Genomic DNA, 13,899 nt, shown 5'->3' with positions numbered 1-13,899 from the left:
TGCTCCCCCTCACCGGCCGACGGCGAGCATGCGCTCGACCGCGAGGCGCGCGCGGTCGGCGACGGCGGGATCGATCTCGACACGGGGCTCCAGCGAAGTCAGGCTTTCCAGGATGTTCGACAGGGTGATGCGCTTCATGTGCGGGCACAGGTTGCAGGGGCGGATGAACTCCACGTCCGGCAGGCCGGCAGCGACGTTGTCGCTCATGGAGCACTCCGTGACCATGAGGACCCGGGCCGGGCGTTGCCGGCCGACATAGTCGATCATGTGCGCGGTGGAGCCGACGAAGTCGGCGGCTTCCAGCACGTCGGGCGGGCATTCCGGATGGGCAATGATGGTCAGCCCCCCGAAGCGTGCCCGGTACTCGCGGAGCTGGTCGCCCGTGAAGCGCTCATGGACCTCGCAGTGGCCCTTCCAGGCGATGATCCCGACCTTGGTCTGGGACGCCACGTAATTGGCGAGATACTCGTCCGGCAGGAACAGCACGCGGTCGACGCCCAGGCTCTCGACCACCTGCACGGCATTGCCGGAGGTGCAGCAGATGTCCGATTCCGCCTTCACCTCCGCCGAGGTGTTCACGTAGGTGACGACCGGCACGCCGGGGTACTTCTGCTTCAGCAGGCGGATATCGGCGCCGGTGATGCTGTCGGCCAGCGAGCATCCGGCCGACATGTCCGGCATCAGGACCAGCTTGCCCGGATTCAGCAGCTTCGCCGTCTCCGCCATGAAATGAACTCCCGCCATGACGATGACGTCGGCATCGGTCGAGACCGCCTGCCGGGCCAGGGCGAGGCTGTCGCCGACGATGTCGGCCACGCCGTGGAAGATTTCCGGCGTCTGGTAATTGTGCGCCAGGACGACGGCGTTGCGCTCCCGCTTCAAATTGTTGATGGCGTGGACCAGCGGCGCATGGAACGGCCACTCGACCGCGGGGACGACACGGCTCATGCGCTCGTAGATCGGCGCTGTGGCCCTCGCGACGTCGGGCGTATAGGCGAGTTCGGCGGTTACTGACATGGCGTGGCTCCAGTTCTCCAGGGCAAATTTCTGCTCCAGATGAGCACATCCCATTTATAATCTCAATGAGTATATCGGTTAATGCTCATTATAAGTATAAGTGGCTCCAGAATCCGAGGCGACCGCGGAAGCGGTCGCCTCGGTGTCAGATCGATGTGGAACGCAGGCTCAGGGGACGGCCTGGGCCATCGCAAGACCGCCGCCCACCACGAAGACATCCAGCGGCAGGGCGGTAAGGCTGCCGTCGTTGCGGGTCATCAGGACCATGAAGCCGGCGGTCTTGCCATCCCGGCTGATCCGGACCACGAGATCCTCCACCGGCGGACCGGCGATGTCGACCGATGCGACGATTTCCATCGCCCAGGCACTTTTACCGCGGACCAGTTCGATCCGGCGGCCGTCCACCTCGGTCCGGTCGGCGGCGATACCGGCCAGCCTCGCCGCCTTGCCGGCCCAGGCCGGCCCCATCTCCTGGAGGGTCGCGGGGTCCAGTCGGCTGAACACGGCATGGCCGAGACTCCCCAGCGGCGCCACATGCTCCTCCGGCTGGCGGGCATTGTGCAGGATCCGCATCACGGTGCAGTCCTCGTAGGCGGAGGCGAGCGGATGCTCCATCAGGGCCCTGCCACGCCCGTCACGGCTGGAGAAGGCCACGAACCCGGCGCAGCTGTCCGTCTTGTAGCGGCCGTCCGCGGTCTCCACCTCCAGCACCGGACGCGGGGCCGACATGCTTTCGGCGTACCGTTCCAGCTTGCCCCGGAGGTCGGGGTCGAGCACTCCGGCGAGGCGGCCGTGGTCCGGGGTTTCGCCGGCAGGCGCCATGGAGCCGATCGTGGCGACGATCAGGAGCACCAGGAGGAAGACGCCGGCGATGACGACGCGGTAGAACGGGAACGGACGGTCGAGGTCGGGGAGGATGGGGGACGGTGGCATGGTGGCCCTGCGTGCTCCGATCAAGCCAACGGCGGTTGATGCTGCATCGCAACAAAAGTTAGCCGAAACCGAGGGCCGGCACCATGCGCCAAGGCGCCACACCGGCATGCGCGAGGCGCAGCGGCGCCGTCAGTCCGCCACCCGGACGGCGGGCACCCCCACGCCCGGCGAGGCGCGCTCGCGCAGGACGTCGCGGCGGAAGCGGAACAGTTCCGCAGGCCTCCCGCCGGTGCGGCTCTCCACCTGCCCCGTAGGCTCGACGAGGCCTCCCGCGATCACCAGACGGCGGAAGTTCTGCTTGTGCAGGCCCACGCCGGACAGCGCCTCGACCACCTGCTGGAGCCGGAACAGGGTGAAGGTCGGCGGCAGCAGCTCGAACACCAGAGGCCGGTACTTCAGCTTGCCGCGCAGCCGGCCGAGGGCGGATGCCAGGATGCGCCGGCTGTCGGCTGCCATCGGCTTGCCCAGCGCCCTCGGTATCTCCGCGCCGCGCCCCGCGACGGGGTCGTCCCGCCCGGCGGAGCGGATCGCGTCGCGGTCGCGCTGCGCTTCGACCAGCAGTCCCGCCTCGTAGAGGAGCTCGTAGCGTTCCAAAGCCCGCTCGAAGTCCCAGCCCGCGTCCTCCTCCTCCGGGCCGAAGCTCAGCCCGACCCGTTCGGCCCGGCGGCCGGACTCGGCGTCGCCGGCAACCGCATCGATCCAGCGCCGAAGCGCCGGGCGGATGACCCGATCGACCAGCGGCGGGCGGCCGCCGCGCCAGTCCTCCCAAGGGAGGAACTCGTACCAGTCGCGCCACTCCGCCTCGCCGGCGCCGGACAGCGGCGCCTCCCGGACCAGGGCCAGGTAGCCGACCGACACCACGCGCGGGCCGCCGGCCAGCTCGCCATGGTCGCGGAAGCGGTCGCCGAAGGTGTAGAGCTGCTCGACATAGCGGAGCGGCAGCCCGGTCTGCCGTTCGACCCGGCTGCGCAGGCCGCTTTCCAGCGTGCGGTGATGTTCGGGCTCGAACGGGCCGAACGGCAGCGCGTCGCGATGGGGCGCCGGCACGCCTTCCGCCGCCGCGGGTGACGGCGGCCGCACCACCAGGACGCGCGGCGTCTCGCCGGTCACGGCGACCACGACGGCCGTCAGCCCGACCACGGTGGCATTCATTCCTGGGAAATCCTGAATTTCGTCACGACCCAAGCTCCGTGTGTGGCAGTGCAGCGATGGATTTACAAGCGCCGAAGGGAATTCCAGCTTTACCGGATCGGTTGCGAGGGGTTCATATGCATCGCCAGAAGAACAAAGGAACAAGCGATATGGCGAAATACAGGATTGCCGTGATACCCGGCGACGGTATCGGCAAGGAGGTGATGCCGGAAGGCATCCGGGTGCTCGACGCGGTGGCCGCCCGGTTCGGAATCGAGTTCGTCTGGGACCATCTGGACTGGAGCTGCGACCGCTACCACAGCGCCGGCGGCATGATGCCGGCCGACGGGCTGGAGCGGATCAGGAACCATGACGCGATCTACCTGGGCGCCGTCGGCTGGCCGACCGTGCCGGACCATGTTTCGCTTTGGGAACTGCTGATCCCGATCCGGCGCAACTTCCAGCAATATGTCAATTTGCGCCCGGTGCGGCTGTTCGACGGAGTCCCCTGCCCGCTCGCCGGCCGTCCGGAGATCGATTTCTGGATCGTCCGGGAGAACAACGAGGGCGAATATTCCGAGATCGGCGGGCGCCTCTATGCCGGCACCGACGCCGAGATGGCGGTCCAGGAGAACGTCTTCACCCGGCGCGGAACCGACCGCGTGCTGCGCTACGCCTTCGAGCTGGCCCGCTCCCGGCCGGAGAAGCACCTGACCTCCGCGACCAAGTCCAATGGCATCATCCACACCATGCCGTTCTGGGACGAGCGCTTCAAGGCGATGGGCGAAGCCTATCCCGACATCCGCACCGACCAGTACCACATCGACATCCTGACCGCCCATTTCGTCCGCAACCCGTCGCGGTTCGACGTGGTGGTCGGCAGCAACCTGTTCGGCGACATCCTGTCCGACCTGGGACCGGCGGTCACCGGCACCATCGGCATCGCGCCGTCGGCCAACATCAACCCGGAACGGGACTTCCCGTCGATGTTCGAGCCGGTCCACGGCTCCGCCCCCGACATCGCGGGCAAGGGTATCGCCAACCCGATCGGGCAGATCTGGTCGGGCGCCATGATGCTGGACCATCTGGGCCACGCCGATGCCGGCCAGTCGATCGTCAGGGCGATCGAGAAGGTCCTGGTCCAGCCGGAACTGCTGACGCCCGACATGGGCGGCAAGGCCACGACCGCCGGACTGGGCCAGGCGGTCGCGGACGCGCTCTGAGGGAAATACCGCCGGAGATCAGCGGCGCGGCGCCGTGTCGTCGAGCACGACGTAATCCACGTCGGTCAGGATCTCCGGCTGGCCCGCCGGCCCGGGACCGGCGCGCCGGGCCGCGGGCCTGCTGGCCTGCCTGGGCAGGACGAGCCGCAGCAGCGCGCGCACCGCCGCCAGCGACAGGACGAGGGCCATGACCAGGAGGATCAGCGGCAACGCCACGAGAATGAGCAACGGCACCATCAGGCCCTTGAACCAGCCGGGAACGGCCGATCGTCCCGGGGCTTGGCGGAAGAAGTGCTCGGAAGCGTACATGTCGGGCGGATCCTCTTTCTTGGCGGTTCTCAGAAGATATATGGTGACTCCCATATGGCCAAACTGGGGCAATCGCCCCTGCGCCATCCTTTCCGTCGGATGAATTCTACGTAATGGTCTCCAGCCGCGGCGCGGGAGGCGTCGCGGACGGTGCCGCCGGGCCGCCCCGGCGCTCGATCAGGTCGCGCAACCCGTCGAGCTGCGGAATATGCATGACCTGCTGGTTGAACGGGATCGCGATGCCGTTGCGTTCGAACGCCTCCGCTATGGCGAACCGCAGGTCGCTGGCGGTGGACAGGAAGAAGTCCACGTCCGGGATGAAGCAGCGCAGCTCGAAATCCAGGGAGCTCTGGCCGAAATCGCGGAACACCACCATGGGACCGGGCATCCGTGCCACCCGGGGATGGGCGTTGGCGCAGGCCAGCAGGGTTTCCCGGACCAGCTTGAGATCCGACCCGTACTCGACCCCGACCTTGATGTCGATCCGGCCGAACTTGTCCTTGAAGGTCCAGTTGATCACCGCCGACGACACCAGCTCGGAGTTCGGGATGATCACCGACGCGCGCTGGAAGGTCTGGATCTCCGTCGCGCGCACGCTGATGCGCTTGACCACGCCTTCCTTGTCGCCGACCACGACCCAGTCGCCGACCTTGATCGGCCGCTCGACCAGCAGGATCAGGCCGGAAACGAAGTTGCTGACGACGTTCTGCAGGCCGAAGCCGATGCCGACCGAGAGCGCGCCCGCGATCAGCGCCAGGTTGGACAGGTCGAGCCCGAGCGCCCCGATCGCGACCAGCAGGGCCACCATGAAGCCGAAATAGCCGATGCCGGTCTTGATCGAGTTCTGGACGCCCCGGTCGATCTGGAGCCGCTGGAGCACCCGGACGTCCAGGGTCCGCTGGACGTAGCGGGTGACCATGACCGCTACGCTGAACAGCAGGATGGCGGCGATGATGTCGGCCGGCGCCAGCCGGACGCCGCCGATCGTCACGCCCCTCATGAAGGTATCGAAGAGGCTGCGCAGTTCCGACCAGTCGATGCCGCTGAGCGGCAGCAGGATGGCCGCCGCCAGCGTGATCAGGGCGAAGTCGATGGCGACCCTGCCGCACCAGTCCGCCGCCTGGACGCCCCGTTCGGACCGGACCAGGAGCCGGCGCAGCTCGGCGACCGGCCCCTGCTCGCGCTCCATCACGATGGTCAGCAGTTCGCGCGCCACGCCGCGGACCAGCAGGAGCAACCCGCCGACCGCCACTGCGGCGAGCGACAGCATGCCGACATAGACGGACAGGTTATGGTAGCCCGCCGCCGAGGCGCCGAGAGCCGCCAGGGCGACGGCACCGCCCAGGAAGCGCAGATGCACCCAGGAGCCCCCGGCGGGCGCCGGCGCTTCCGCCGCCGCGTCGGCCGGAGGCTGCTGGGCCGGTTCCTGCACCGCCGGCACGGTCCGCCACAGGCGGCCGGGCAGCAGGAACGCCAGCGCCGCCGTCGCCAGCAGCATGGCGGCGATACCAGTGACCGCCTGGAGTTCCGGCGGGGACAGCATGCGGCTCTGGAGCACGACCGCGCCGCCGGCCACGGCGAGGCCGCCGGCGAACAGGGTGATGCGGTGGACTAGCGCCCTGGCCGAGGCGGGCTCCAGCCCGGTCAGCTGCCAGACGGAGTGGTCCGGCGCCAGGATCGCCCGGGCCAGTCCGGAAAAGAACAGGAAGAACGCCAGCCCGCCGGCCGCGGCGCCGACCAGGGCCTGCAACGGCAAGGTACGGACGTCGCCCTCGATGATGTGGTTCAATGCCAGGGCGACCGCGACTGTCGGCAGAACCGTCAGCAGGCAGCGCCCGACCGCTTCCACGGCCATCGCGACGACCCTTTGCCGGTAGCCGGGATGGGTCGCGACGGGCCGGTGCCCGAAGCGCCGGAGCAGCCAGCGCCGAAGCGGCCAGGCGATCCCGAGCGCCACCAGGAAGGCGGCCGCCAGTTCGAAGCCCCGGTCGCGCCAGGCCGGATCGGCGGCGGTCACGGCGACCGCCTGGACCACGCGGTCGCGCAGATAGTCGGCCTGCACCGGCAGGCTGTTCCAGGTCCCCCGCTCCAGGGGCAGGGGACCTCGCCGGAACAGCGCGTCGGTGAACTGCTGCATCCGTTTGTCTGTGGCGGTCCTCATCAGGATGTCGGCGCGCGTGGCGATCAGTTCGGCCTGGCGGGCGCGCCCATCCAGTTCGGCGATGATCTTGGAGAGCCGCTGGCGATCGGCGGCGACGGCCGGCGCTTCGGGCGGAGCCCCTTCGGCCGGCGGAGCGCCGAGGGCGTCGGCGAGCTGCCGGTTGACGCCCTGTTCGGCGGCGGCGGCCGACGCCGCCCCCCGCGCCGCGTTGAACAGCGACGCCAGCTCCGTGCGCAAGGTCTGATATTCGGCCTCGTCGAGGTTGCCGCGCGCCAGCCGTGCCGCCGCCTTGTCGAGCGAAGCCTGCCAGCCGGCCAGGGCCGTCCTGAATTCGGGGGTCGGGGCCTGCGCCGTCGCGGCGAGCGGCGACAGGCACAAAAAGAGCATGACCAAGGCCGTCCGCAGAAGATGCTGCGGATGGCCGAACCACGCGGGAAGCGATTGGCGCATCTGGACCAATAAACCTATGGCGGAAAAACCGGCCAGGCCGGATGCGCAGATCTAGCATGCCTCCCGGAGAACGAGAGGGATTTTATGGTGACGAGAAGAAGACGATCCCGGACCGGCCGGACCCGAGGCGATCGGGGCCGGGCCGGCCGGGGAGCGAGACGACCGGAACCGAACCGAGGGTGTGGCCGGTCAGGCCGGAACGGCCTGCAGCCGGCGCGTGGCGGGAACGTCGGCGGACATCGACTGGTCGGGCGTGATGCCGTTGTTCATCGCCCAGATCGCGGCCTGGGTGCGGTTGTTGACGTCGATCTTGCGCAGCAGCGTCTTCAGGTGGACCTTGACGGTCGCTTCCGTGATGCCGAGCTTGTTGGCGATCAGCTTGTTGCTGGCGCCCATCACCAGGTGCTGGAGGATTTCGCGCTCGCGGCCGGACAGGCCGCGCCAGGAGCCCTGCGGGGCCGCGGGGGCCATCTGGTTCAGCAGCAGGCTGGCAAGGTTGGTCGGGAAAACCTTCTCGCCGATCAGGACGAGCTGGAGCGACTGGATCAGGGCCTCCGGCGACACGTCCTTCAGGAGGTAGCCGTCGGCACCGGCGCCCATGGCGGCCTTGAGGCGGTCGGCGGACAGCTCGGACGCCAGGACGACGATGCGCGTATCGGGGAAACCGGCGCGCAGGTCGGACAGGGTCTCGTCGGCATCGACGGGGTAGTCGACGATCACCAGCTTTGCCGCGGGGGCGTCACCGGCCACGGCCTGTTCGATCGAGGCGTACTCGCTCACGAGACGAAAGGGGCTACCTGCCAGGAGGTGCTTGATGCCCTCGCGGAACAAACGATTCGGTTCGATCAGAATGGTGTCGTGTTCGGTCATCTCGAATTCCCTCTATTCAGCGCATTGGTTTGTCGTCGGCTTGCCGTCTGCCACAAGATAGTTCCGAAGACGGCCGTTGGAGGCATTCAGATCCGCTCACTCCGAGGGGTCCCTACCTCTCTTGAGCGCATAATGCTTGCAGCCTTTGTTGCGGTCAACATTTGTTTAACGGCTTTTTAACCGATTTATCGGATAGAACCGTTCCGCAGTGCCTACTCCTCCGAGCCTATGGCTTGGGCCGGAACTAACACCAAGGCAGCAGCGGGGCTGCCGAAAGGCTTGGCAGCCACGGCATGCGGTCGTCTCGAACGGCTGCCTCCCGGATGGGTACGGCGGGACTTCGGAAGACTCCGATTCAGTCCATGCCAACCGACAGCAGCATGAACACCAAAATCGCGGTAACCGTACCAGCCATTAAATAGACTGGCGACAGCCCATCCCGGTTGCGATTTTTGTCGGTTTTCATCGTGACCTCCAGGGTGTGGAAGTTGTGACACGCTGTGACTTATGGAAAATTTATGATAGCTTGAACTGTCCTGCGTATCAAAGGAATCCGCCGTTTCGGGCAGTTCCGCTTCCCGACTCGCGAATTGCCGCACCCCTTGTGATGGGGGAACAAGGCCACACGCACGGTTGTTCTGGACACGGTTGACGACCCGGTTGCCCAGGAACGCGCGACGGGCCGCACGTCGTCCCGACGGACAACCCAGCCGGAGGCGAGGCGATGCCGATACCCGAGTGGACCCCCCTGCTCACCGTGATCCAGATGATCTCGGCGATCGCCTCGTGGCACCCCCAGGCGGCGGAGATCGACCGGAACGACGCCCTGTGCCTGGCCCGGAACATCTATTTCGAAGCCCGCGGCGAAAGCTCGCGCGGCCAGTACGCGGTGGCCGCCGTGACCCTGAACCGGGTGCGGGAGAAGCGCTGGCCTGACGGGATCTGCGGCGTGGTCTACCAGAGCAAGCAGTTTTCCTGGACCATCTCCCGCCCGATGTCGCGGCCGACCGTGATCGGCGACCGGACCGCATGGCAGCGCGCGGCGGAGATCGCGGTGCTGTCGCTGGTCGGCTTGGCACCCGACCACAGCCGTGGGGCGACACATTATGTCGCACCCAAGCGCCTGCGCCGCATGCCGGTCTGGACCGCGTCGATGGCGGTCAGTCACCGGATCGACGGTCACGTGTTCTTTTCCGACCGGCGGGCCGTCAAGGCGGCATCGGCGGTGGCGGGGCCGCGCCGGAACGCGCCCCGCCTGGTCCTGGTGGCGGCCGGGGAGGATCGAAAAAGCGGCGACTCGGAGGGCGTCGCGGTGGCCGCGGAAGCCTTCCGGGCGATTGAGACCGGCACTTCCGATGGCCGTTGCGGCACGCCGTACCCGCTGCCCGCGATCAGGGTCGAGGCGGCGCTGGTGCTCGACTCGGAGCGGACCGATGCCCGGACGCCGCACCGGCAGGGCAACCGTCATCCCAAGCCCCAGCCCTGGAGTTGGAGCCATGTCGCCGGCACCGCCGCGGACCGCCGCATCCGGTCGGGCGCCCGCCGCGTCCGGGCCCCCTGACGGGGAGCGCCTACGGAAGCTCGTGGACCGGTGTCTCTCGCCCTGCCGGATCATGAAACCTTCGGCACAGCCGGGTAAAGATCATGTGCGTTCGGGCACTGATCCAAAGTATTCTTGCCCATCGATAAACAGGGTTTATGCTGTAAATGTGAGTGCCCCGTCTCGGCAGTCACTGTAGTCCCAGCCGGTGGCCGGGATCAGTCTTGACGCAACGTCCTCATGACGTGAAGCCTCCCTGTTCGACTCGCCGGGTCCTGGTGACCCGGCGGTCTTTTTGAACAGTTTTACCTGAAAACCATCAACCGCCTTTTGTGTTTTACCAATCCGGCGATGCGTCGATGGATCGCAATGCCGCTTCGGCTGCGTCCCGGACGGCCGTGTCGGTGTCGTGCGCCAGCGTTCCGAGGACGGCGGGGATGCGCTTGTCCTCGTGGTTCGCCAGCGCCTCGATCACGGCGAGGCGGACCGCGGGGCGGGTGTCGCGGGACAGGCGGATAAGCTGCGTGACGGCGCCGGGCTGCTCCATGGCGCCCAGGGCCGCGACGATCGCGCAACGGCCCTCCTCGTCGCAGCGGTCGGCGGCGCGGGCCAGCTTGACCGGCGTGTCGCCGTCGGCGACGGCGACCAGGGCGCGGGCGACGCGCGGGATGTCGATCGGCGTGGCGCGATCCAGCAGTTCCTCCAGCGGTTCGCGCGCCGGGGCGTGGCCGAGTTCGCCGAGCGCCAGCCGGGCCGCCTTCGCGACGCCCCGGTCGGGGTCGTTCAGCAAGGGCGTCACGGCCGACGCGTCGTCACGGCGGTCCAGGGCGGCGGCGAGGCCGCAGGCGGACTGGCGCACGCGGGGGTCCGGGTGGAGCAGATTCGGCCGGATCAGATCGGCGGCGGGACGGCAGCGGAGCGTGCCGAAGCAGTCGAGCGCCGCGGCGGTCGAAGCCGGCCCGAACAGGCCGCGGCTGATCAGGTCGATCAGCGGGACGGCGGCCGAGGGCGGGCCGATATGGGCCAGGGCATTCAGGGCGGCCACGACCTCCGGGGCCGGCTGCTGCTGGTCGAAGGCGGCGAACCGGCGGCAGGTCGTGATCAGATGGCGAACGGCCTCGGGTTCGCGGCGCTTCGCCAACTCCTCGAGGGTCGCGACAAGGGACGGATCCTCGGGCGGTTCGGCGTGGAGATGAAGGTTCAGCGCGTCGAGGAGATGGCCGGTGGGCCAATCACCTATAGGACGAGCGGGTGGCGTTTCCGCCGCCGGGACGGGCGGCGGATCGGCGGAAACCGGAGTCCCCTGCCCTTGCGCGAAAAGGTCGCCCTGGCCGGTATCGACGCGCTTCTTCAACCGGCCGGCCCTGGGTTTGGAGATTCGTTTCACAGCCTCCGCGATAGGAAGCAGTCCCGGGCCGCATTGTCAATGACGCCCTATGGCGCGTCCCCCGCCCCGCCGCCCAGCCAATCGCCCAGCTTCGACCAGCGGCGGCGGGTCTGCTGGCCCTTGACGGCGATCGCCATGGCCTTGCGCTGGCCGACGATCACCACGAGGCGCTTGCCGCGCGTGATGCCGGTATAGACGAGATTGCGCTGGAGCATGGCGTAGTGCTGGGTGGTGACCGGCAGGATCACGGCCGGGTATTCGGAGCCCTGGGACTTGTGGATCGTGGTGGCGTAGGCCAGCACTACCTGATCAAGCTCGCCGGCGTCGTAGGCGATCTCGCGGCCGTCGAATTCGATCAGCAGGGAATTGTCGTCCGGATCGATACGGGAGACCACGCCGAGATCGCCGTTATAAACCTCCTTGTCGTAGTCGTTCTCGATCTGCATCACCTTGTCGCCCTCGCAGAAGGTCCAGCCGAACCGTTCGACGCGGGGGTCGCGCGGGGGATTGAGCACCTTCTGAAGCTCGATGTTGAGCGACCGGGCGCCCAGCCCGCCCCGGTTCATCGGGCACAGCACCTGGATGTCGCGCACGGGGTCGAAGCCGAAGCGGCGGGGGATGCGGTCCTTGACCATGTGGATCAGCTTGCGCACCCCGTCCTCGGGGTCGGCGGCATCCACGAAATAGAAGTCGGTCAGGCCCTCGCCGGCATGAGGCTCCGGCATCAGGCCCTGGTTGACCCGATGGGCGTTGACGATGATCCGGCTTTCGGCGGCCTGGCGGAACACCTCGGTCAGCCGGACCACCGGAACCGCGCCCGAGTTGATCACGTCGGCCAGCACCTGTCCGGGCCCGACGGAGGGAAGCTGGTCCACGTCGCCGACCAGCAGGACGGCGGCCCCATCGGGCACGGCGCGCAGCAGGGCGTTCATCAGCGGCACGTCGACCATGGAGGTCTCGTCCACCACCAGCAGGTCGCAGTCCAGCGGCCGCATCTCGGTACGCTTGAAGCCGCCGGCGGCGGGGTCGGTCTCCAGCAGGCGGTGGATGGTCTTGGCCTCCATCCCGGTGCTTTCCGACAGGCGCTTGGCCGCCCGGCCGGTCGGTGCCGCGAGCGCTATGGCGAGGCCCTTGACCGACAGGATCTTGAGGATCGAATTGACCAGCGTGGTCTTGCCGACGCCGGGGCCGCCGGTGACCACCAGAAGCTTGGACGACACCGCGAGGCGGACGGCGGCGCGCTGGCTCTCGGCCAGGGTCAGGCCGGTGCGCTGCTCGACCCAGGGGATCGCCGTGGCGGCATCGATGGCGCCCCAGGGTGGGCGCCCCACGGCGAGGCCCAGCAGGCGGGCGGCGATATTGCGTTCGGACCGGTAGAGGCCGGACAGGAACACGGCATCGCGCCCGTCGAGCCGGTCGGCCGCGACGGTACCGTCGGCCAGTTCGAGGTCGATGGCTTCCTCGATCAGGGAGGACGGGATTTCCAGGAGCTTTTCGGCGAGCTTCAGCAGATCGTCGCGCGGCATGCCGCAATGCCCCTCGTCCATGGCCTCGGCCAGGGCGTAGGCGATGCCGGCGCGGGCGCGGACCATGGCGGTCTTCTCGATGCCGAGCCGGGCGGCGATGGCGTCGGCGGTGATGAAGCCGATGCCTCTGATGTCGCGGGCGAGGCGGTAGGGATTCTCGGAGATGAGCTGGATCGCATCCGGCCCGTAGGTCTTGAAGATGCGGACCGAGCGCGAGGTGCCGACCCCGTGCGAGTGAAGGAACAGCATGATCTCGCGGATCACCTTCTGGTCGGCCCAGCCGGCGATGATCCGCCTGGCCCGGACCGGCCCGATCCCGGCCACCTCGCGCAGGCGGTCGGCCTGCTGCTCGATCACGTCGAACACGTCGGCCCCGAACGCCCGGACCAGCTTCTTCGCATAGACCGGGCCGATGCCGCGGATCATGCCGGAGCCGAGATACTTCTCGATCCCTTCCGCGGTGGTCGGCATGGTCGTGCGCAGGAACCCGGCCTTGAACTGGAGGCCGTGGGTGCGGTCGTTGTGCCAGGCGCCGCTGGCCTGGACGAACTCGCCCGCCGAGATCGAGGCGGCATGGCCGACGACGGTGATCAGGTCGCGATGGCCGCGCGCCTTGATGCGGAGAACGCAGAAGCCATTCTCCGCATTGTGGAAGGTCACCCGCTCGACTAGACCGGCGAGAACCTCCCGGTCCGGCGCGGGCGATGCCGGCCGGGTCTGGGTTTCCACCCTGTGCTGGACCGCTGTCATTGCCACCGCTGGTTCTCCAGTCTAACCCGGCCGGTCCTAACCTGAAACCGCTTCCGCGTTCTGGCGGGAGGCGGCGCGTCGTCGGGGGGCTGGTTTCGGTTCCTCCGCCGTTTCGGCCGGTTCCGTTTCCATCGGGCGGGGCGTGTGGCCGGCGTAGCGCTCCAGGATTTGGCGGACCGCCTTCTCGTGGCGGTGCTCCAGGTCGGAGCGGGAAAGCGCCAGCAGATTGCGGGCTTTCTTGAGCTGGATCAGGGAGCGGGCCTCGGCAACGGCGGTGTCGTCCTCGAAGACCAGCCAAAGCTTCAAGCGCCCCTGCGTCAGGTTCAGAGCGTGCTCGACGCGGGCGGTCACGGTTTCCGAAGCTCGGTTCTTTGAAACTGCCATGTCTCTATTCCAAACTCTCAAAGGGTTTCTTGGAATGGGCAGTCGAAGGAAGCCGCATTCTGTTTTTCCAGTTTACATGTTCATGATTTGTTCCGATAGTGTTTCTTGAAAGATGTTCAAGAAACACCACATATACGCTGTCCCCGAAAGCTGCCGTTCCGTTCCGACCGCCTTGGCGCACCGCCAGAGCCGTCGGCCTTGGGCATGCCTGTTCCGTG

At 67.9% G+C, this 13,899-nt stretch carries 11 protein-coding genes; 2 read left to right on the top strand and 9 right to left on the bottom strand.

The window, feature by feature from the left end:
• Window positions 1–9 precede the first annotated feature (9 nt).
• The 3 genes from nadA to DPR14_RS06860 all read right to left on the bottom strand — a co-directional run bounded on the left by nadA (window position 10) and on the right by DPR14_RS06860 (window position 3,102).
• Complete coding sequence (gene nadA / locus DPR14_RS06870) at window positions 10–1,017, bottom strand: quinolinate synthase NadA (RefSeq protein WP_192499471.1); 1,008 nt, start codon at window positions 1,015–1,017, stop codon at window positions 10–12.
• Window positions 1,018–1,185: 168 nt separating this feature from the next.
• On the bottom strand, window positions 1,186–1,950 hold the full coding sequence (locus DPR14_RS06865) for a hypothetical protein (RefSeq protein ID WP_158044481.1): 765 nt from the start codon (window positions 1,948–1,950) through the stop codon (window positions 1,186–1,188).
• Between the two features lie 129 nt (window positions 1,951–2,079).
• Window positions 2,080–3,102, bottom strand: a complete 1,023-nt coding sequence (locus tag DPR14_RS06860) for an NUDIX hydrolase (RefSeq protein ID WP_158044480.1) — start codon at window positions 3,100–3,102, stop codon at window positions 2,080–2,082.
• A gap of 149 nt (window positions 3,103–3,251) precedes the next feature.
• On the opposite strand from DPR14_RS06860, the gene DPR14_RS06855 reads away from it, so the two are divergent.
• Window positions 3,252–4,304 (top strand): tartrate dehydrogenase, encoded by a 1,053-nt coding sequence (locus tag DPR14_RS06855; protein ID WP_158044479.1) that lies wholly within the window; start codon window positions 3,252–3,254, stop codon window positions 4,302–4,304.
• 18 nt (window positions 4,305–4,322) lie between these two features.
• On the opposite strand, the gene DPR14_RS06850 is transcribed toward DPR14_RS06855, so the two are convergent.
• The 3 genes from DPR14_RS06850 to DPR14_RS06840 all read right to left on the bottom strand — a co-directional run bounded on the left by DPR14_RS06850 (window position 4,323) and on the right by DPR14_RS06840 (window position 8,094).
• A complete protein-coding gene (locus DPR14_RS06850; protein ID WP_158044478.1) occupies window positions 4,323–4,613 on the bottom strand; it encodes a hypothetical protein in 291 nt (96 codons plus the stop codon).
• A 106-nt stretch (window positions 4,614–4,719) separates the two neighbouring features.
• Complete coding sequence (locus tag DPR14_RS06845) at window positions 4,720–7,161, bottom strand: mechanosensitive ion channel domain-containing protein (RefSeq protein WP_192499329.1); 2,442 nt, start codon at window positions 7,159–7,161, stop codon at window positions 4,720–4,722.
• 252 nt (window positions 7,162–7,413) lie between these two features.
• Complete coding sequence (locus tag DPR14_RS06840) at window positions 7,414–8,094, bottom strand: LuxR C-terminal-related transcriptional regulator (protein WP_158044476.1); 681 nt, start codon at window positions 8,092–8,094, stop codon at window positions 7,414–7,416.
• Window positions 8,095–8,818: 724 nt separating this feature from the next.
• Here DPR14_RS06840 and DPR14_RS06835 point away from each other — a divergent pair.
• Window positions 8,819–9,655 carry a cell wall hydrolase gene (locus DPR14_RS06835; protein ID WP_158044475.1) on the top strand — a complete coding sequence of 279 codons (837 nt, stop codon included), beginning with the start codon at window positions 8,819–8,821 and terminating at the stop codon, window positions 9,653–9,655.
• A gap of 316 nt (window positions 9,656–9,971) precedes the next feature.
• Here DPR14_RS06835 and DPR14_RS06830 read toward each other — a convergent pair whose 3' ends face one another.
• The 3 genes from DPR14_RS06830 to DPR14_RS06820 are packed head-to-tail and all read right to left on the bottom strand — an operon-like array spanning window position 9,972 to window position 13,681.
• Entirely contained in the window at window positions 9,972–11,021 is a 1,050-nt protein-coding gene (locus tag DPR14_RS06830; RefSeq protein WP_192499328.1) for a HEAT repeat domain-containing protein, read from the bottom strand.
• Between the two features lie 47 nt (window positions 11,022–11,068).
• A complete protein-coding gene (gene recD2 / locus DPR14_RS06825) occupies window positions 11,069–13,297 on the bottom strand; it encodes an SF1B family DNA helicase RecD2 (RefSeq protein WP_158048022.1) in 2,229 nt (742 codons plus the stop codon).
• A gap of 36 nt (window positions 13,298–13,333) precedes the next feature.
• Complete coding sequence (locus tag DPR14_RS06820; protein ID WP_158044473.1) at window positions 13,334–13,681, bottom strand: hypothetical protein; 348 nt, start codon at window positions 13,679–13,681, stop codon at window positions 13,334–13,336.
• Window positions 13,682–13,899: the final 218 nt, after the last annotated feature.

Source organism: Skermanella pratensis (assembly GCF_008843145.1).
Lineage (GTDB): Bacteria > Pseudomonadota > Alphaproteobacteria > Azospirillales > Azospirillaceae > Skermanella > Skermanella pratensis.
Note: the sequence above shows the minus strand (reverse complement) of the source record. Positions and strands in the feature narration are given on the sequence as shown.